Source organism: Mucilaginibacter angelicae (genome assembly GCF_042434235.1).
In the GTDB taxonomy this organism is placed as follows: Bacteria; Bacteroidota; Bacteroidia; order Sphingobacteriales; family Sphingobacteriaceae; genus Mucilaginibacter; species Mucilaginibacter angelicae.
The window spans coordinates 24,159-43,342 of sequence record NZ_JBHLTS010000078.1; the positions used below are offsets into that span (position 1 = coordinate 24,159).

A 19,184-nucleotide genomic window follows, 5' to 3' on the forward strand; every position below is an offset into this window, starting at 1 on the left:
TTAAAAGTTTATGTGTTATTCAGCAGGGTGAACAATCACCTTCCATTTAATTTCGGCACCAGCTTTTGAAAGCGTTGCAGCAACTGAACAGTATTTGTTAATAGAGAGTTCGGCAGCGCGTACAGCTTTATCCTCATCAACATCACCGTAAATATGAAATTCAATATCCACATCCTCCCATAATGAAGGCTCCTTACCGGCTTCACGTTCGCCGTTAACCACCATTTTATAGTCGGTTATTTCCTGGCGTTGTTTTTTAAGGATACTGATCACGTCAATTGCCGAGCAACCGGCAAGGCCCATCAAAAGTATCTGCATTGGGCGGATCCCAAAATCCTGGCCCCCACTTTCCGGACTGCTGTCCATTTTTACTGTGTGCCCGTTAGCGTCAACAGCTTCAAAGCCAAAATCGCCATGTACACGTTTTAATTCAATCTGAGCCATAGTATTCGGTATTATTGCGCTAAGTTATACAATTAAGCGCTTATGCTAAAACGCACTACTGTTGTTTAAGCGGTTTTAGCTAAAAATGACCTATGTCATATATTTTCTGTTCTTAACAGGTATCACCAGCTTTAAACCTGACCAAACTTCATCAACCGCGCAAACCTTAATATCAACCAACCCAATTTGCAGGGCGAAGTTCCTGATCAGGTCTTCCGTAATATCAGTCAATACTTTTGAGGCCTTTTTGGGCCAGGAAATCCAGATCATGCCATCCTGCTTTATTTGCTCCATTAATTTGGGAAGCTTAGCCTGGTATTCATCTGCACTTTTGCTAAAGAAATGGATCACATCATTTTCAAGCGAAACATTATCTGTAAAATAAACATCAGCAGGCATATCGGTAAACAACTCAAGGTAATGATCAGGTGCATTAATCAGCATAAGCTTTGCCCCGGCTTTTATGCCGAGCTTTTTTGCCAGTGGTGTACCTGAATAGCCAGCCATTACAAGATCCCTTTTAAATGATGCAACATATGCTCAACATAGTCGGCAGCAAGCCACTCAACTGTTTGTAGGTTGGGCTCCTGTTTACTGTTATCGCAACGTATGCCTAACCTCCCTGGCGGGTAATTTTTTAATACACGTACAATTTGCAGGTTTAATAGTGCCCAAAGCTCTATTAACTCTTCAACGTCAGCATCCTGGTAACGGGCAGCTGCAACCCATTCAACTTGCTCATAGGTAAGCCTGAAGTTTTCTTCATAAGTACAGCGTACAAAGCGCTGCAGGTTAATTTGGGCACTATCAATTAAATGACCGATGACTTCTTTGTTAGACCATTTAGCGGGCGATGCTTTATATGCCCAATCAATATTATGGCCTTTTAATTGCCGTACGTTATCAATTATATTGGTGAGTTGGTTGATTGCCTCGTTCATTTATTGTTTATATCAGTAGTATATAAATATCAGCATTTCATATTAAACAGCAAAAGCACTAACTTCAAAGCCTTAAACATTACTATGGCGCTTAACTATATCTGGATAGCTTTTTTTGTAATTGCATTTGTCGTTTCACTTATAAAATTAGTTTTTTTTGGCGATACAGAAGCTTTCAAATTATTGGTTGAAGGATTATTTAATTCGTCAAAATCATCAGTAATGGATATTGCATTGCCGTTAATTGGCTCGATGGCATTCTGGCTCGGTATTCTGAACATTGGTGAGAAAGCCGGGGCAATCAATTTTTTATCAAAGATAGTACGACCGTTCTTTAGCCGTTTGTTCCCGGATGTACCTAAGGACCACCCGGCTACAGGCCAAATGATGATGAACTTTTCGGCTAACTTGATGGGCCTTGACAATGCGGCCACACCACTCGGTTTAAAAGCTATGGGCAGCCTGCAGGAGCTTAATCCCGATAAGGAAACCGCATCAAATGCCCAGATCATGTTCCTGGTGCTGCATACATCGGGCTTACAATTATTGCCGGTTACCATTATAGCCCAAAGGGCAATCCTTAACTCAAAAGATCCGGCCGAGGTATTTTTACCCTGCATTATCGCTACTTATGTAGCTACTGTAGTGGGACTTATAGCGGTTGCCATCAAGCAAAAGATTAACCTTTTCGATAGGGTAATCATTGGCTGGCTTGGCGGCGTTACAGCTTTTATTACACTGGTAGTATGGTACTTCACCACCCAGTTAACCAAAGGGCAGATCAGCACGGTATCATCTGTTATCAGTAATGTGATGCTGTTTACCATACCGGTAATATTTATTGTGGGTGGGTTGATCAAGAAGGTAAATGTATTTGAAGTTTTTGTAGAGGGCGCCAAGGGAGGTTTTGAAACCTCTGTTAAAATAATCCCCTACCTGGTTGCCATGTTGGTAGGCATAAGCGTGTTCAGAAGCTGCGGAGCTTTGGATTATATGAACGAAGGGCTGCGCTGGGTTTGTGTTCGGTTTAATTTAGATACCCGTTTTGTTGATGCCATGCCGGTTGCTTACCTTAAGCCTTTAAGCGGCTCTGGTTCAAAAGGTATGATGATAACGGTTATGCAAACTTTTGGGGTCGACAAATTTGCCGGGAGGCTTGCCGGGATCTTTAACGGTTCGGCCGATACTACTTTTTATATTGTGGCCCTGTATTTCGGTTCGGTGGGTATTAAAAAATCCCGCTATGCCATCCCAGCCGGGCTTATAGCCGATTTGGCCGGTGTTATTGCCGCTATCTTTATCGCATATTTATTCTTTGGTCATCAGCCCTAAATACTGTTAAAAAGGGAGCGCAACTTTCATTCATCAATTTAATTAGTATTTTTATTGCACCCTTTTTAAACTAATGACACAAACTTATCTTAAAGAAAAGCAGCTCAAAAAAAAGCGCGCTATGAAAGGCGTATATGCCATGGTTATTGCCGGCGTAGTGTTTATTTTTATCATGGTGAAATTTGCCACATCCGGGGGCATTTCAGAAGTGCTTTCATTCAGTAAAATGCCCAATGCCGATGATACTTATAAAATTGCAATGGAATTTGTAAAACCAACCATCCGTAACGGCAACATCTCCTTTCCCGATGATAAATACCAGTTTGGTAAAAAAGCCGACTCGATTTTTATCATTAAATCGTATGTACTTTCAACGGGGGACAAAGGCGAAACAAACCGTACTAATTTTGAGGTGGTCCTGAAATATAACGGCGGCCCTAAATTTTTGAAAAAGAACTGGGCTGTGGTTGATATTAACGAAAGCTCGGAATAAAAGAAAACACAAGCCTTATGGAAGAAGCAGAAATTGAGTTGATAGAAAGTGCTACTGCACTTATAGGGCGCACCCAATATCAAACAGTAGTTAACAGTGGCGGCCACGGTATCATCACGGATGAGCCCCTGAAAGCCGATGGCAGCGATACCGGTATGAACCCATTTAGTTTATTACTGGCCAGCCTTGCAAGCTGCACCGTTATTACCCTGCGCATGTACATTAACCGCAAAATGTGGCCTATCGAAGAAATTAAAGCCGACGTTGAAATGTTTAAGACTTTAAGCGGTACACGCATTGAAACCAGGCTTAGCTTTAAAGGCGAAGTGAGTGAAGAGCAAAGAGAGCGGCTACTAAAAATAGCCAATGCCTGCCCGGTTCATAAAATATTGATTGGCAATATTGATATCCACACGAATATCAGTGTATAAAAAAAGCCTGCACGGCAAAAATGCTATGCAGGCTAAATCACTCTAAAACAATCACCTCTTAAAAAAGAAGTATTTATAAATAATTTGAACGGGAAGGTAATTACCTGGCTATTAAATTATTTGTAAGTACAAATGTACCCATAAATAGCAGCCACAGTATTGAATAGCCAATTCATTTGACGGCTAACTGACAGTACAGCTTATTTATACCTTCAGATGACTTTAAGCCATTAAGCCCCGGATAAAAATATCCAGCAGGAGCAGCTTTTTGGTGTGGATCTCTTCAAGATGTTCCTTGCGGGGGAAGTTACTTTTCTTTTGGGATATGGCCCCTACCCTGATGCCATGTAAGGCATCCATCAATACATCAACAACCTCATCAGGGTTTTCTACAGGTTTTATCGCTCCTTTTGCAACTTCGCTTTTAATGGCATTGCTCAGCAGGCCCAACTCAGCACCATGTACTTCACCAACTATTTGCCAGATGGTTTCCGGAAGGTTTTGCTCATTAAGCCTGAAAAAATCAAAAAAGTTGTAATTATTAACGATAAACTCGTGATGGGTGTTTACCTGGAAAGTAAAAGCTTCTTTTAAATTGGTAAAAGTATTTAGCCTGTTTTCGAGCGTTTTAAGATAATCAGCAGCAAGCTTGCGCATTACAGCAATGTACAACTGGCTTTTATCCGGAAAATAATAATACAGCAGTGCCTTTGACATGGAGAGGTCGCCGGCTATTTCATTCATGGTAGTTTTTGAATAACCGTAATGTAAAAAGCGCTGATGCGAGGCCTCTAAAATTTTCTCTCTTTTAATATCCTGCTGGTCATTCGCTGCTGCCATCTGATCGTTAAGTTTTATTTAAACAGGTAAACAAAAAGTCCATACAATCGATTTCCTGACTTTTTTAACAAAACTATCAAAAATTCATTAAATAAATGTAGCAACACCCGTCCAGGGGCCATTTGCTAAAACAATTTTACATTCTAACTATTTTATAGGAAAACATTTTGTGATTATGGATATAGAAAACAGGTTACCGCCCGATTTGCTTGAGTTTTCACAACGGATCCCATCCTTTGCCTGGAACCTGATCATCATCGTTTCGGCGATACTCATAGGCCTGATCACTAAATTTATTATAACCAGGTTATTCAGGATCTACGCTGAGCGAAAGGACACCGATTATTCCATCTTACGGTCAATAATCGTAAACCTCGGGCCGGCCGTTGCCTATTTTATACCGCTGTTTCTGTTAAACCTGTTCTCACCTTTGATGCGGATGAACAAGCTTTATTATCAGCCACTCGATAAAACTATTGAAATTTTGCTTACTATTTCCTTTGCGGGGCTGCTTGTCCGTTCTGTCCGCATTTTGGAAGATTATATTTATCACACCTACGACCTTAATAAGGTTGATAACCTTAAAGAGCGCAAAGTGCGAACGCAGATCCAGTTTATACGTAAGATCATTGTGGTAACCATCATCTTTTTAACTGTTGCCATTATCCTGCTTAGTTTTGAAAGTATGCGCAAAATAGGCACCGGTTTACTTACAGGCGTTGGAATTGGTGGTATTATAGTTGGTTTTGCAGCGCAAAATTCATTGGGAAACCTACTTGCGGGTTTCCAGATAGCGTTTACGCAGCCTATCCGCATTGATGACGTTTTGGTTGTGGAAGAAGAATGGGGCCGCGTGGAAGAAATCACTTTAACTTATGTAGTGCTAAAAATCTGGGACGAACGCCGCTTGATACTCCCCATCAATTATTTTATCCAAAAGCCCTTTCAAAACTGGACGCGGACATCGGCAGATATCCTGGGCACCGTGTTTTTATACATGGACCATACTGTTCCTGTTGATGCCATACGTGAAGAGTTTGAACGCCTCATCGTTAAATCAACCTTATGGGATAAACGGGTTAAAGTAGTGCAGGTTACTGATGTAAGGGAACATACCATAGAGATCCGTATGCTGATGAGCTCCAGTACCTCATCAAACGCATTCGATCTGCGTTGCTACATCCGTGAAAACCTGATCACATTTATTCAAAAGAATTTCCCGGGCAGCCTGCCGCGTTCACGTAATGAGATCAGCAACCTGGGTGAGCTTGAAAAATATGTTCAGCCAACAGCAGGAGCCTAAACCAATTTACTTAGGCCAATACCTGCTCCGATTACCAAAGCATCTTCGGCAGCACCTATTACCGGGTCGGATATGTGATTGGCCTTAACTATGCTTTTGCGCAAATAATAGCTTCCATAAGTTGCAGCTATGGCCGCTGTCCCTCCAACCAACGCTCCGGTTAACGCTTTACCGCCAACAGCTTTGTAAATGCTTGCACCGGCCAAAGCACCTGATAAACAGCGGCCTGCTACCCCGGCTGGTTCTATGCGGTTTGGGGTTGAGGGTAATTTATCCGCAATAAGCTCGGTAACGGATAACACTTTCAAAACTGCAGCTACTGTTGTTGATTGCATAAACCTTAACGGCGATTTCTCCAGTTTTTTTGATGGATGATGGCTTAATATATGAGTGGCTACAACAGGAGCTGATAAGGTACGCATCCCGGCCAGTGTGCCGAGGCCAATTACCTGCCAAAGTGATTTTGATATTTTAGGTTTCATTTGCTTCAAAACATTTATTTAAACAACCCGAAACGCACTGTTATGTTTGTTGATTAAAAATCTGTAAATGCAAAAACGGCAGTGCTAAAAATAGCACTGCCGTTTTTTGTAAATTATTGGCTTTATTTTAAACTGTTTCTGGCTCTAATATCTCAACATGCTTAGGTTCAACCGATTTTTTGCCGAACAACCTTGCTTTTAGGTTATAACGGATCAGGTATAAACATGGTACAAGTATCAATGTAATAATGGTGGCAAAGCCTAAACCAAAGATCATTGTCCAGGCCAGCGGGCCCCAGAAAGCAACGTTATCACCACCAAAGTGAATATGCGGTTGGAAACGGGTAAACAAGCCCACGAAATCAATATTGAAACCAACTGCCAGCGGTATCAAACCTAAAATGGCAGCAGTTGCGGTTAACAATACCGGTGTCATACGGGTATGACCAGCCTCAACTACAGCATCATGAATGCTAACGCCCTGCTCAAGCAGCATATCGGTAAACTCAACCAGTAAGATCCCATTACGAACAACTACACCTGCCAGCGCAATGATACCAATACCCGTCATTACTATGGACATTGTCATACCGAATATGGTAACGCCCAGCAACACACCAATAATACTAAAGAGTATCTCGCTAATAATAATAAGCGTTTTGCCGATAGAGTTAAACTGGATCATTAAAATAACCAGAATAAGCCCGAATGACACACCAAGCGCCGAAAGCAGGAAAGTCATAGCCTCCATCTGGTCTTCCTGGCCACCGCCTTGACGTATGATCACATTATCCGGTTTCTTAAAGTTGTTTATTGCTTTAAGGATATTAGCATTAACCTCATTGGGGTTATTAGGCTTAATAACGTTTGAGCCAAGTGTTAATACCCTGCGTTGTTGTTTGCGTTTAATATTACTGTAAGTATTGGTATAGCGCACATCGGTAAAAGCAGAAATTGGAACCTGACGGATGGCACCACCAGTAGCAAGGTCACGATAAGTGATCTTCATGTTCTTGAGCTCATCTATATTACTGCGTTGGTTTTCCTGCGCCCTTACCATGATCTTGTAATCATCCTCACGGGTATTACGGAAGTCGGCAGCTTTCCAGCCAAATATAGCTGTAAACAGGTTTTGCGTTACCTGTCCGGAGGAAATACCCTCGCGGTTGGCCCTTTCCCGGTCAATATCAAAAACAATCTCAGGTTTATCACTTTGAACGTCGGCAATAAGGTTTTCAATACCCGCAATATTTTGTTTTGCCAGATAACTCTTTAATCGGTTACCCGTAGCTACAAGTGTGTCAATGTTATCGCCGGCAATTTCGATACTGATATCCTTTTGAACCGGCGGACCACTATTTTCCTGCGCCACAGCTATTTTTGCGCCAGGGATCCCCTGCACTGCAGCACGGATATTAGCTAATACCTTTTTGGTATCCTTACCGTTACGCTTGCCAAACTCTACAAACGCCACAGTGACCTTGCCCTTATTTTCATAATCGCCCTGATCTTCATCAGTAGGATCGGTTACACCTTTGGTTACGTTCGAGATTACCGACGATACGATATCCTTATCAGGTTCAACAACCTGGGCAACGCGTTTTTCTATCTGCCTGGTAACTTCATTGGTATAACCCTGATCAGTACCTATTGGCAGGGTAATATATACATAGGCAAAATTAGGATCCCCGGATGGGAAAAACTCCGGTGTTTTGCCTCGCACAGCCATAAAGAAGATAGCAAAAACGAATAAGCCAATGGTTCCCAGTAAAACTACAACCGGACGGTGTACCGCACGCTCAAGCCATTTTGCATACCAGTTTTGAAATTTAGGCCATGCATTTTTCTGAAACCTGTCAATAACCCGCAACAGGAAGAAATGGTTGATCAGGTATAACACCATGATGAGCACAATCAGGTTACCAACCCCAACGTTCATCAGATAACCGATAACTGCAGCTATCGCCAAAAATATCATTGCCCTTTTTGTTGGCCTGTCAAACTTAGGGTTATCGTGTTCACCATCATGGTGAGGCCTCATAAAATCAACCGCAAACACAGGGTTAAAGATATAAGCAACTACTAATGATGCCAGTAATGTAATGATCAGTGTTATTGGCAGGAAGAACATAAAATGCCCTATCAAACTATTCCAGAATGCCAAAGGTATAAAGGGGGCCAAAGTGGTCATTGTACCTGAAAACACAGGCAAAAACACTTCACCGGCAGCCATTTTTGCTGCTTCCTTGATCGGAACTTTACCATTTGCAAAAATACGGTGCGTATTCTCAATAACCACAATAGCATCATCCACCACAATACCCAGCGCCAGTAGGAACGAGAACAACACGATCATATTTAAGGTAAACCCAATTGCAGGCATCACCAAAAAGGCTATAAAACATGATAATGGTACTGACAATGCCACGAAAATGGCGTTGGTTGTACCCATGAAAAACATCAGGATAACAGTAACTAAAAGGAAACCGATAACGATGGTATTGATCAGGTCATTAAGCGTAGTACGCGTTTTGTCTGATTGATCGCCGGTCACAACAATGTCCAACCCTTTAGGGAAAACTGTTTTTTGCTTTAATTTGATCAGCTCGTTGATCTTGTCCGAGGCCTCGATCAGGTTCTCTCCCGCCCTTTTACTTACGTTGAGTGTAATTACATTCTTGAAGTTAGGGTTATCATTGGTTTTTAACCTCGCATAACTTTCCTGCTCCAGGAACGAGTCTTTTACCTCAGCTATATCCCGTAAATAAACAGCCTGTCCTTTAGGGTTACGAATAGCCATGGCGGCTACTTCATCAGCATTTTTAAAATCCTGCTTAATATCTATAGCCCTGCGCACACCGTCGGTTTTTACTGTACCGGCCGAAGAAAGGATATTTTCATTACCGATTGCATTGGTGATATCAGTAAAGCTGATCTGAGCAGCAGTCATCTTATTCAGGTCAACATTCACCTGGATTTCGGGCGTTAAAGCACCTACTTCATCTACTTTTGAAATTTCACGGTAACCCTCAATTTCATCCTTCAAGATATCAGCATATTCTTTCAGTTTCTTAAGATCATAATTACCCGAAATATTGATATACAAAATAGGCAAATCGGCCACGTTAATATCCGAGATAACAGGCTCTTTAAGGTTGTTATCATTTTGAGGTAAATCCTGTTTCGCTTTATCAACCGCATCTTTTACATCAATTTTAGCATCCTTAATCTTTACATCGGCCTGAAATTCGGCAGTGATGATGGATACGTTTTGAACCGAATTTGAGGTAACCTTCTTCAGTCCTTTTAACGATTTAAGCTGCTTTTCTATCTGACGCGTTACCAGGTTCTCAATGTTTTGAGGCGATTGCCCGGCATAGGTAGTAGTTATAAAAACCTTTGACTGCGCTATATCCGGGAAATTTTCCTTAGGCAGGTTATTATAGCTAACAAGGCCAAGCGCAGTGATCAAAAACATGAGCACATAAATGGCTGTTTTGTTATCAATGGCCCAGCTTGAAGGGCCAAATTCTTTTTTTACATCTTTCATAATGAACAGATCAATTGATTAATAACTAATTGGCCGACTGAACAACTTTGATCTTATCGCCATCCTCTATTTCAGTAGCGCCTTCAACAACCAGCTGGTCGCCGGCCTTTAGGCCTGATAAGATCTCAGTTTGGCCGCCATAAGTAACACCCGATTTAACATTTACCTGTTTGGCTATACCATTCTGGTTAACAAAAACATGGTCGCCGTTCTCTGACTTCTGGATAGCTTTAACCGGTACAGATATGGTATGGCTTTTTGAATAATCGGCTATTTTTAAAATAGCGGTCATGTTAGGGCGAAGTGTGCTGCGTACCGGCAACTTGATCTCTACGCCAAAACTGCGCGATGTAGGGTCGATGGCTTTGGCTGCAAAAGTCACCTTGGTAACCAATGAATCGTTAGCATCCGGAATCAATATTTTAACATCATTACCTGTGTTTACGCTGCTTGCATATGACTCAGGAACATCGGCCTTAACTTTTAAAACATCAGCATTGACTATACGAATACCGGTTTGACCAGGTGCGGCGCCCTGACCAAGCTTCAGGTCCATTTGGTCTACAGTGCCATTAATTGGTGATATGATACGATATAAAGCCGATTGCTTTTTCAGTGATGCCAAAGCTTTCTGGCTGCTTTGTAAAGTGGTTTGAGCCTGCAGGTATTGCACTTCGGTGCCTATTTTCTGATCCCAGAGGTTTTTCTGACGATCAAATAACTGTTGATTTAAACTTACCTGTGCTTCGCTTTGTGCAATATTTTGTTGCATAACGCTGTTATCCAGTTGTGCTAATACCTGGCCTTTACTCACATGCTGCCCGGGCTTTACATAAATAGCGGTAATAATTGCCTGCGCCTGCGGATAGGCGGTAACATTATCCTGGGCATCTATCTTACCTTGTATTTGTACATAATTGGTGAAGCTACCGGTCTTAACTTCAGTAACACTTACATCAGTACTTTTGGCCGAATCGGTAGTACCTATCTCCGCTTGCAGCTTCTCAATTTTTGAGTTAATATCCGATTGCTGCTTTTTCAGATCGGCCAACTCGGCGTTTTTATCTTTGGGTTTACTTGAGCATGCAGCCAGTAAAACCAGGAACGGTATGTATATAAATTTTTTCATTTTCATTGTTATATAGTGAGTTTAGCGTTGTTGTTATTATTTAATTCGTCCGTAAGCTTTGTCAAGGTCAACTTTACTAACCAGGGCATCATAAAGACCTTGTATATATTTGTTATCTGCATCTTCAAGCGATGTTTGGGCCTGTGTAACCTCAATGCTTGAGCCTACCCCCTGCTGATATTTCACTTTTGACACACGCAATACCTCCTGGGCAAGCGTTTGGTTACGTTTTTGATTATTAAGCGATTGCAAACCGTTTACATAGGTAATATGAGCCTGGTTAGCTTGCAGTTTTAATCCATTTTTGGCATTCTCCAGATCATTCTGTGATTTCAACACTGCAATTTTGTACTGCTTTATCTGATTAACACGCTGAAGGCCGCTAAATATTGGTACGTTTAAAGTTAACCCAACATAACTTGATGGGAAGCTCATTTTATAAAGGCTACTAAAATTATTGTTCTGGTATGATGAGGTATAAGCTGCATTGGCTTTAAGCGATGGCAGTGAAAGCGATTTTTGACGTTTCAGGTCCAGTTGCTTAAGGTCTACGGCTGTTTCTGCTAAATTATACTCAATACGGTTATGGTAAAATGAGGTATCGGCTGCAAGATCGGCTGTGTTATCATCCAGCCTGATATCTTCAAGCTTATCTTTCAGGCTAAGCGCGTATTCAATAGGCATCCCCATCTGAAACTTAAGTACCTGGTAATTTAAGGCTAACAAACGGATGGTATTTTCGCGGCTTGTAACTAAATTGTTGTACTGAACCGTAATCCGGTCTACATCAATTTTTTCTACAACGCCTTGTTTATTTTGCTGTACAGTTTCGTCCATCTGCTGCTTTAGCTGTGCAATATTGGCATTTAATAATCTAAGCTGCTCATTGCTAACCAAAACCTGGTAATAAGCCTTGGTAACATTAACATTAGCCTCAATTTTTGAGCGGATATGACTGCGGATAGAAAGTTCTTTATAAGTTTTTGATGCCTTTAAGCCAACAAGGTAGCTGCCATCAAACAAGATCTGATCAGCATTTACCCCAAAACTTGATTGATATTTAACACCAAACTGAATGGGAACAAAAGTGCCGGCAGGCTGACCAAAAAACTGTCCGGGTAATAAAGTAGTCGGAATCTTCAGATAATCCTGAAACGACGCTGTACCGCTTACCTGCGGCAAACCGATACCGGTAGTTTCTCTAACTTTATACTCGGCGCTTTTGATATCAAGTTTGGCATTAACTACCGAATCCTGATGCTCATACGCATAATTAACACAATCCTGAACCGTAAAATTGTACGTTTGTGTGTTTGGCGCTGTTTCCTGTGCGTAACCCTTAAAGGCCATGGCGCAAAACACAGTTACCGTGTAAAATAGATATTTCATTATATATGTTGTGGTTGAGTGATTTGATTTCATTTAAGCTGATACAAATTTCATGCAGTTAATGACAACTGTGTGTCAGCATGTTATTCATTATTAATATTCTTATACTCGTTAAGCAGCTTGTAGCCTTCAAGGGTACAAATGCCATAGTTAAAATGATCTAAAAATTGAACCTGCACCTTCCAGGGACTAAACTCGGTTGCCGGGAATATAGATGTATTGAAACCCAGTTCAACCTGGTTAACCCGCATACGGGCTATTATCTTTACATCGATATCTTTACGGATGTACCCCTGTCCCATTCCCTTGATCAGCAGTTCTTCCATTTTTTTGATTAATACCTCTGCCTTAAACTTTTGAAAGTCGTTCCAGGCTTCAGGATGATACTTTTGCAGGTCGTGGATAACAATTGGGTTAATCCTTGAAAAGATCTCTTCTGAGCATTTGGTCATGTTGATCATTTCTTCAATTACGTTGGCTGATTTGCTGATGATATCATTCATCTGATCCTCATCTTCCTTCAGCTTCTTTGTTGTTAAGGCAACAACCAATTCATTTTTATCTTTAAAAAACTGATAGATCGTTTTTTTCGACATACCAAGATGCCTGGCAATATCATCCATGGTGATACTTTTGATACCTGCTGTTAAAAACAGGTCTTCGGCGCCCTTTATAATTCTTTCTGTTTGACTCATTGACTTTCCGGGTCAAAACTAAGGAAACATTTTTTGAATAAAAAGTTTCCATTCATTTTTACTTTTCCATTACAAATACTTGTTCATTTTTAAAATCCATTTAATTATTGCTTATTATTCTGTGGTTTATTTGCGAAGCTTTTAATCTGCCAACGGCACATCAAAAATGATTACCTTTGCAAAAAATCATTACCACTCTTTTTAATATGACGCTTACTTCCCTTTCAGCGATCTCGCCTATTGACGGCCGTTATAGAAACACCACTGCCGAACTTGCCGGATACTTTTCAGAATATGCCCTTATTAAGTACCGCGTATTTGTTGAGATCGAATATTTTATCGCACTTGTTGAATACCCACTACCTCAGTTACAAGCTTTTGATAAAAATATATCAGAAAAGTTACGCGACATTTACAGGAATTTTTCGGAAGATGACGCTGAAAGTATCAAAGTGATTGAAAAAACGACAAATCACGATGTTAAAGCCGTTGAGTATTTCATTAAAAAAGAGTTTGATAAATTAGGCCTGGAGCCATATAAAGAGTTCATCCATTTCGGCCTTACCTCGCAGGATATCAATAACACAGCCATTCCATATACTTTTAAACTGGCGTTGAACAACAGCTACTACCCTGCTATTAATGATTTGGTTAGTATCCTGAAAACTTTTGCTGCCGATTGGGAGAACGTACCTTTGTTGGCGCATACTCATGGCCAGCCCGCTTCGCCAACCCGTTTAGGCAAAGAGATCCTGGTTTTTGTTGAGCGTTTGGAAAGCCAGCTTGAATTGTTGAAGCCAATCCCACACTCTGCTAAATTTGGTGGTGCTACCGGCAATTTTAACGCGCACTTTATAGCCTATCCTGATAAGGACTGGAAAGCATTCGGCGATCATTTTGTGAACGAAATATTGGGCTTAAAACGCTCACAGTTTACTACCCAGATTGAACATTACGACAACTTTGCCGCACAATGCGATGCATTGAAACGTATAAACAATATCCTTATTGATCTTGACCGTGACATGTGGACCTATATATCCATGAATTACTTCAAGCAAAAGATCAAAGCAGGCGAAATTGGCTCATCTGCCATGCCGCACAAGGTTAACCCTATTGATTTTGAAAACTCGGAAGGTAACCTGGGCATAGCCAATGCATTATTTGAACACCTTGCAGCCAAACTGCCAATATCAAGATTACAGCGCGATTTGACTGACTCGACCGTATTGAGGAATATCGGTGTACCGGTGGCGCATACGCTTATCGCTATCAAATCAACCGTAAAAGGTTTAAACAAACTGTTGCTTAATACCGATGCCATCAATGCCGACCTCGAAGCTAACTGGCCGGTTGTTGCCGAAGCTATTCAAACCATATTAAGGCGCGAAGGTTATCCAAATCCATATGAAGCCCTTAAAGATCTTACCCGCACCAACCAGCAAATCAACGCCAACACAATAGCGGAGTTTGTTGATACGTTAAATGTAAGTGATGCTATTAAAGATGAAATCAAAAAGATCACACCTTTAAATTATACCGGCATCTGATGTGCAGATTTTTAAATGTGCAAATTTCAGATGTGCAGATGTGCAAATAATATATCGATGAAATAATGCCTTGATTTTTAAATCAATTTGCACATCTGAAATCCGCACATCTGAAATCTAAGCATCATCCGCATGTCATAACAAAGTAAGGGGTAGCTTTTAATGAAAAAGGTCACTAAATTTGTTAATTAAGATTTTAAAACACGAAACGATGAACATCAACGTATATACCGAATCAACGCCTAACCCGGCAACTATGAAATTCATAGTTAACAAGCTGCTTATTAACGGCAGTGTTGACTTTCCTACAAAGGAAAGTGCCGAAAAATCACCTTTTGCAAAGGAGCTTTATAAGTTTTCATTTGTAAACGGCGTTTTCTTTGCCAGCAATTTTGTTACCATCACCAAAACTGAAGGCAGCGACTGGGCAGATGTTGAGCCGATAATGAAAGAGTTTGTTAAAGGCGCTATCGAATCAGAATTGAAGATACAGTTAGAGGAAGAAGCTGAGGCTGGCAATTTTGAAGGCTCTGAAACTGAAGTTAAAATTCAGCAGATCCTGCATGACTACGTTCGCCCGGCAGTTGAGCAGGATGGCGGGGCTATCTCTTACCGCTCATTTAACGAAGGCGTTGTAACTGTTGAACTTCGCGGTTCATGCAGCGGTTGCCCTTCATCAACCGTAACCCTTAAAGCCGGTATCGAAAACCTGCTTAAACGCATGGTGCCCGAAGTTACCGAAGTGGTATCTGAAGCGTTATAATATTAAAGAATTTGATGGTGAAGTTTTGGAGGCTCGAGCCCCATCATTTACCCAAAAGCCTCTCATGAAAATGAGAGGCTTTTTTTGATTTACGTGTGTGGGGCTTCACTTATAATCTCCATTTAAAATGGAAATCGCTTCAAGATTAACTTCGCTTTCGATTTCATCTCTCGAAGGAAATTTTGCAATTCGCTCAATTTCACTTAACAATTGAGGATCTGTGGTATTTCTTGCAAGGTTTCCTAACATCGACTGCTTCCACTCCCCGTCATTTGTTTTTAAGATCCTAATTATATCCGGAGTCATTCTGTCAGCAAATGGCTTTAAAATATCGGCAACCGGTCTTGCAATTGGCCAATTCATATCCTGAAGCCATTCTAACAAATCGGGAACAATAGGTTTCAACTGTTCAAATGAAAGCTTTTTAAGTCCGGCAATCACTTTCTGATCATCCTTGTGTTTAGGTATAAGTTCTTTAATGTCCATATCAAGTGCCATGTAATTTATTACTTTTTGATTTATCAACGCTCAAAACCTCTAACTGACAATACATTGATAGTCTCATTCCATTTTAAAACAACTTGTCATATCAATCAGGAAAGCATTGAGGCCCAAATGCACCACCTGCATACTCAAGTACGATATTCTTGCCATAAAATATATAACTACATCCATCATTATACTGTTTGGCCTTATCAGCAGTTAGCGAACTATTAAACAAAAGATACGAATATTTACCTAATCCGCTTCTGGCAAAGCCTATTGTAGCGACTTTTCCATTTTCAATAGAAATACAATGTGCCTCTGCCAATAACTTTTTAATATTTTTCACTGTTTCCTTATTCCAACCAATGGAAGCAAGCATTTCTTTAAGTTTATCGGAATTAAAATCTAAATTCCATTCCTGGTTAACAATTGCTTCCGTGCCTTTCAAAAGCGTTATTTTTAAATCGATACTTTCTTTAGTACTTGTAATTATATTTTCAGGATTGAATTCGATTGAAACGGTATAGTTAGGGGGAACTAATTTTGCGTACGCGGTCTTAAGTAAGGTGATCTTATCATAATTTGCTTTGATATTTTCTATCAACTCCTTTTTAGAGCTTTTAGGTAAAGAATACATCACCAGCAAAAACTCTTTTGTTCCTTCCGACCCCGAATTATAAGCGTTAAGAAGTTCTTTCTTCTTTTCTTCCGGAATATCTTTTAAAATCGTTTTGAAAAGGGAATCTTTATTGATTGATTTATTGAACTGTTGCCCAGATACTTTGCAAATGCATAATATAAATGCCACGCATAGGAGTAAAGAAAACTTCATGATAAGGTATTATTTGCTGCTAATATAAATATATTGATTAGCTCGCTCAACAAAAGCTGAAGCATCAAAACTATCCCGGAGAAAGATAAAAATGATTACTTAAAATACTTCTGAATCACCTGAAGCATCTCCCCTGTTATCTTCCCATTAGTGGCCAGCAATTCACGGGTATCTAATACTTCGGCACCACCTTTAAAGTTCACCACCTCGCCCCCGGCCTGCTTAACGATCACTATCCCGGCAGCAACATCCCAGGCGTTAAGGTTATACTCGTAAAAAGCATCAAAACGACCACATGCTGTATAGGCCAGATCAACTGCTGCCGAACCTAAGCGACGTAAGCCGTGACTGCTACGCATCAGTTCGGCAAATAACTCAATATAAGCTGCCTGTTTTGTAAAATCGTAGTACGGAAAACCGGTTGCCAGTAAGCTGGTGTCTACTGTATTGTTTTTACTTATGCTGATCTCTTTGCCGTTCAGGTACGCAGGCGCATCCTTCCAGGCATAAAAGCATTCGTCAAGGTTTATTTCATATACCACGCCGGCTATCAGTTCGTCATATTCTTTTAGAGCGATACTTACCGAAAAGGCAGGTACGCCGTGAATGAAATTGGTAGTACCATCCAGCGGGTCGATGATCCAGTTGTAGCGCTCGCCTGTTTTAGTGGTTGTTTTTTCTTCGGTGATAAAACCTGCTTCAGGCAAAATTTTGCTCAGGCCTTTTACAATAGTTTCTTCGGCGGTTTTGTCAACGTATGATACCATATCGTTGAGGCCTTTATATTCTATCTTATCAGGATCAAATGCTTTACGCTCCTGCCTGATGAAATCACCTGCTTGTTTTGAAACCTCAATTACCTGATTTATGATGCTCGCCGTTTGCATGGTTACGTTTTAATGATAGGCTGAATGAAAAAACTTTATGAATAAAAAAACTCGCGAAAAACAGGCTCAGCGCCGCTGAGATCCGCGCTACCGTAGGGTTAAAGCTGCAAGCCTGGATCAATATTTTTACTACAGACAGATTAGCGAAGAAGCCAATAATGGCCACCATTACAAAACGCAAAAACTGTTTGCGCGGTGCCGATTTTGATTCATTGAATACCATGTAGCGGGTAATTAAAAAATTAACCAGTACGCCCATAAAAAACGATAATGCCAATGAGATGGTATAATTACGAACAGTTAACCCCAATATATGGTAAGTGTGCTGTGTAAGCAGGTTATGGTAAAACAGGTAAAATGCTGAAACATCAACCAAAAAACCGGCACCGGCCGAAAGTACAAATCTGAATACCTGGTTATCGATTAGTTTACCTTTTGATTTGTTATCAGCCATTTGTTGTGCCCAGCGCTTTCTTTTCTTTGTTTAATCCTGTTACAATAAGTGTAATACCTCCTAAAACCATAATCACCGAGATCATTTCGGCCTGGGTAAATGGAATACCTGCAACAACATACCTGGTATTAACCCTGATGAGTTCGATTAAGAAACGCTCAACTCCTGCTAATATCATGTATACACCAAACAAAACGCCCGAAGCTTTAAAATTGTGCCTTATTTTCCACAATACAAAGAACAGTAATAAACAAATTACAGATTCGTAAAATGATGTTGGATAAACAGGATATGGCAGCTCATGGCAAAATTTACCTACGCAATTCACCATCTGTACACCCTCATCATTCACGTTATGCGGAAATTTGAAACTCCACATCCAATCCGGTGCCCAACTTAACCAGTGTGGTTTGGGCGCGTTATTAACTATACCCCAATCGCCGTCACCGCTCATTTGGCAGCCAATACGGCCTAATGCATAAGCCAGCATCACACCGGGGCCGCCAATATCAAGCATATCCAGCGGTTTAACGCCGTGCTTATTAGCAATGTAAAGCACTGCTGCACCACCGCAGATCAGGCCGCCATAAAAAGTTAAACCACTAAAGCCTATCAGCATGCCAACCGGATCTTTCATGAAGTCGCCCCAGTTTTCCAATGCGTTAAACAGCTTGGCACCGGCAAAGCCAAATACGGCTGCCCACAGCAAAATATTGCCCATCAACTCATATGGATGTACATCAACATCTTTAGTCTCGGGTTTATCAAGACGTTGCTTTTGAGCTTCGTGCCAGGCCCAGTATGCAAAAGCCGCCGCACCGAGTATACCACCGATCCAGTTACCCCTTAAGGATAACAGAAAATCCTGCGGACTATCTATTAGGGCCTGATAATTAAGGATACAATCAACTATTTTGTAACCCAATATAAAACCAAAAATACCGTTGCCCGCAAGCTCACTGTTAGAAGCCGGTAAACCGATAGTAACTCTTTTTTTAAAAGAATGGATAACGCCTAATGCTTCCTTCCGTTTAAACTCCTGGGCAAAGGCCCAATATGCGCCAACAAAAGCTATCGCTACAAAAAAGCCGAAGGTTTGTATAGGCAAAGGAAGATTAAAACCAAAAAGATATCGCAGTAACGATGTGAGCGTTGGAAACATAGGTCAAATTTTAAGGCGAAT

The 19,184-nt window shown here is 40.8% G+C and carries 20 protein-coding genes; 6 read left to right on the forward strand and 14 right to left on the reverse strand.

Annotation, left to right across the window (positions count from 1 at the left end; genetic code table 11):
- Positions 1 to 15: 15 nt before the first annotated feature.
- From ACFFGT_RS28350 to ACFFGT_RS28360, 3 genes are all read right to left on the reverse strand, one after another.
- The gene (locus tag ACFFGT_RS28350; RefSeq protein WP_377025888.1) at positions 16 to 444 is read right to left on the reverse strand and encodes an OsmC family protein; all 429 of its coding nucleotides are present in this window, start codon (positions 442 to 444) and stop codon (positions 16 to 18) included.
- A gap of 90 nt (positions 445 to 534) precedes the next feature.
- Positions 535 to 951 carry a DUF3052 domain-containing protein gene (locus tag ACFFGT_RS28355; RefSeq protein WP_377025889.1) on the reverse strand — a complete coding sequence of 139 codons (417 nt, stop codon included), beginning with the start codon at positions 949 to 951 and terminating at the stop codon, positions 535 to 537.
- The gene (locus ACFFGT_RS28360) at positions 951 to 1,385 is read right to left on the reverse strand and encodes a DinB family protein (protein WP_377025890.1); all 435 of its coding nucleotides are present in this window, start codon (positions 1,383 to 1,385) and stop codon (positions 951 to 953) included. Before ACFFGT_RS28360 ends, ACFFGT_RS28355 begins: the two co-directional genes overlap by 1 nt.
- A gap of 84 nt (positions 1,386 to 1,469) precedes the next feature.
- On the opposite strand from ACFFGT_RS28360, the gene ACFFGT_RS28365 reads away from it, so the two are divergent.
- The 3 genes from ACFFGT_RS28365 (at position 1,470) to ACFFGT_RS28375 (ending at position 3,641) form a co-directional block, all read left to right on the forward strand.
- Positions 1,470 to 2,717 (forward strand): spore maturation protein, encoded by a 1,248-nt coding sequence (locus ACFFGT_RS28365; protein WP_377025891.1) that lies wholly within the window; start codon positions 1,470 to 1,472, stop codon positions 2,715 to 2,717.
- Positions 2,718 to 2,790: 73 nt separating this feature from the next.
- Positions 2,791 to 3,210 (forward strand): hypothetical protein, encoded by a 420-nt coding sequence (locus ACFFGT_RS28370; protein ID WP_377025892.1) that lies wholly within the window; start codon positions 2,791 to 2,793, stop codon positions 3,208 to 3,210.
- A gap of 17 nt (positions 3,211 to 3,227) precedes the next feature.
- Positions 3,228 to 3,641, forward strand: a complete 414-nt coding sequence (locus ACFFGT_RS28375; RefSeq protein ID WP_377025893.1) for an OsmC family protein — start codon at positions 3,228 to 3,230, stop codon at positions 3,639 to 3,641.
- Positions 3,642 to 3,863: 222 nt separating this feature from the next.
- Here ACFFGT_RS28375 and ACFFGT_RS28380 read toward each other — a convergent pair whose 3' ends face one another.
- Positions 3,864 to 4,481, reverse strand: a complete 618-nt coding sequence (locus ACFFGT_RS28380) for a TetR/AcrR family transcriptional regulator (protein WP_377025894.1) — start codon at positions 4,479 to 4,481, stop codon at positions 3,864 to 3,866.
- Between the two features lie 175 nt (positions 4,482 to 4,656).
- On the opposite strand from ACFFGT_RS28380, the gene ACFFGT_RS28385 reads away from it, so the two are divergent.
- A complete protein-coding gene (locus ACFFGT_RS28385) occupies positions 4,657 to 5,784 on the forward strand; it encodes a mechanosensitive ion channel family protein (protein ID WP_377025895.1) in 1,128 nt (375 codons plus the stop codon).
- On the opposite strand, the gene ACFFGT_RS28390 is transcribed toward ACFFGT_RS28385, so the two are convergent.
- The 5 genes from ACFFGT_RS28390 to ACFFGT_RS28410 form a co-directional block, all read right to left on the reverse strand.
- The gene (locus ACFFGT_RS28390) at positions 5,781 to 6,266 is read right to left on the reverse strand and encodes a DUF4126 family protein (RefSeq protein ID WP_377025896.1); all 486 of its coding nucleotides are present in this window, start codon (positions 6,264 to 6,266) and stop codon (positions 5,781 to 5,783) included. The two genes, ACFFGT_RS28385 and ACFFGT_RS28390, sit on opposite strands and share 4 nt — an antisense overlap.
- 127 nt (positions 6,267 to 6,393) lie before the next feature.
- Positions 6,394 to 9,816: an efflux RND transporter permease subunit gene (locus tag ACFFGT_RS28395; RefSeq protein WP_377025897.1), complete on the reverse strand. Its 3,423-nt coding sequence runs from the start codon at positions 9,814 to 9,816 to the stop codon at positions 6,394 to 6,396.
- A gap of 25 nt (positions 9,817 to 9,841) precedes the next feature.
- Positions 9,842 to 10,945 carry an efflux RND transporter periplasmic adaptor subunit gene (locus tag ACFFGT_RS28400; protein ID WP_377025898.1) on the reverse strand — a complete coding sequence of 368 codons (1,104 nt, stop codon included), beginning with the start codon at positions 10,943 to 10,945 and terminating at the stop codon, positions 9,842 to 9,844.
- A 36-nt stretch (positions 10,946 to 10,981) separates the two neighbouring features.
- The gene (locus ACFFGT_RS28405) at positions 10,982 to 12,334 is read right to left on the reverse strand and encodes a TolC family protein (protein WP_377025899.1); all 1,353 of its coding nucleotides are present in this window, start codon (positions 12,332 to 12,334) and stop codon (positions 10,982 to 10,984) included.
- 83 nt (positions 12,335 to 12,417) lie between these two features.
- Positions 12,418 to 13,029, reverse strand: coding sequence for a TetR/AcrR family transcriptional regulator (locus ACFFGT_RS28410; protein WP_377025900.1), 612 nt, complete (start codon positions 13,027 to 13,029; stop codon positions 12,418 to 12,420).
- 206 nt (positions 13,030 to 13,235) lie between these two features.
- Here ACFFGT_RS28410 and purB point away from each other — a divergent pair, with 206 nt between their 5' ends.
- Positions 13,236 to 14,579, forward strand: coding sequence for an adenylosuccinate lyase (gene purB, locus ACFFGT_RS28415; RefSeq protein ID WP_377025901.1), 1,344 nt, complete (start codon positions 13,236 to 13,238; stop codon positions 14,577 to 14,579).
- 211 nt (positions 14,580 to 14,790) lie between these two features.
- Positions 14,791 to 15,342: a NifU family protein gene (locus ACFFGT_RS28420; RefSeq protein WP_377025902.1), complete on the forward strand. Its 552-nt coding sequence runs from the start codon at positions 14,791 to 14,793 to the stop codon at positions 15,340 to 15,342.
- A gap of 105 nt (positions 15,343 to 15,447) precedes the next feature.
- Here ACFFGT_RS28420 and ACFFGT_RS28425 read toward each other — a convergent pair whose 3' ends face one another.
- The 5 genes from ACFFGT_RS28425 to ACFFGT_RS28445 all read right to left on the reverse strand — a co-directional run bounded on the left by ACFFGT_RS28425 (position 15,448) and on the right by ACFFGT_RS28445 (position 19,163).
- Positions 15,448 to 15,840, reverse strand: a complete 393-nt coding sequence (locus tag ACFFGT_RS28425) for a DUF5071 domain-containing protein (protein WP_377025903.1) — start codon at positions 15,838 to 15,840, stop codon at positions 15,448 to 15,450.
- A 91-nt stretch (positions 15,841 to 15,931) separates the two neighbouring features.
- Positions 15,932 to 16,660: a hypothetical protein gene (locus ACFFGT_RS28430; RefSeq protein WP_377025904.1), complete on the reverse strand. Its 729-nt coding sequence runs from the start codon at positions 16,658 to 16,660 to the stop codon at positions 15,932 to 15,934.
- Positions 16,661 to 16,755: 95 nt separating this feature from the next.
- The gene (locus ACFFGT_RS28435) at positions 16,756 to 17,547 is read right to left on the reverse strand and encodes an inositol monophosphatase family protein (RefSeq protein ID WP_377025905.1); all 792 of its coding nucleotides are present in this window, start codon (positions 17,545 to 17,547) and stop codon (positions 16,756 to 16,758) included.
- Entirely contained in the window at positions 17,513 to 18,001 is a 489-nt protein-coding gene (locus ACFFGT_RS28440; RefSeq protein WP_377025906.1) for a GtrA family protein, read from the reverse strand. The genes ACFFGT_RS28435 and ACFFGT_RS28440 overlap by 35 nt, the downstream gene beginning before the upstream one ends.
- On the reverse strand, positions 17,994 to 19,163 hold the full coding sequence (locus ACFFGT_RS28445; protein WP_377025907.1) for a prolipoprotein diacylglyceryl transferase: 1,170 nt from the start codon (positions 19,161 to 19,163) through the stop codon (positions 17,994 to 17,996). Before ACFFGT_RS28445 ends, ACFFGT_RS28440 begins: the two co-directional genes overlap by 8 nt.
- Between the last annotated feature and the right edge of the window lie 21 nt (positions 19,164 to 19,184).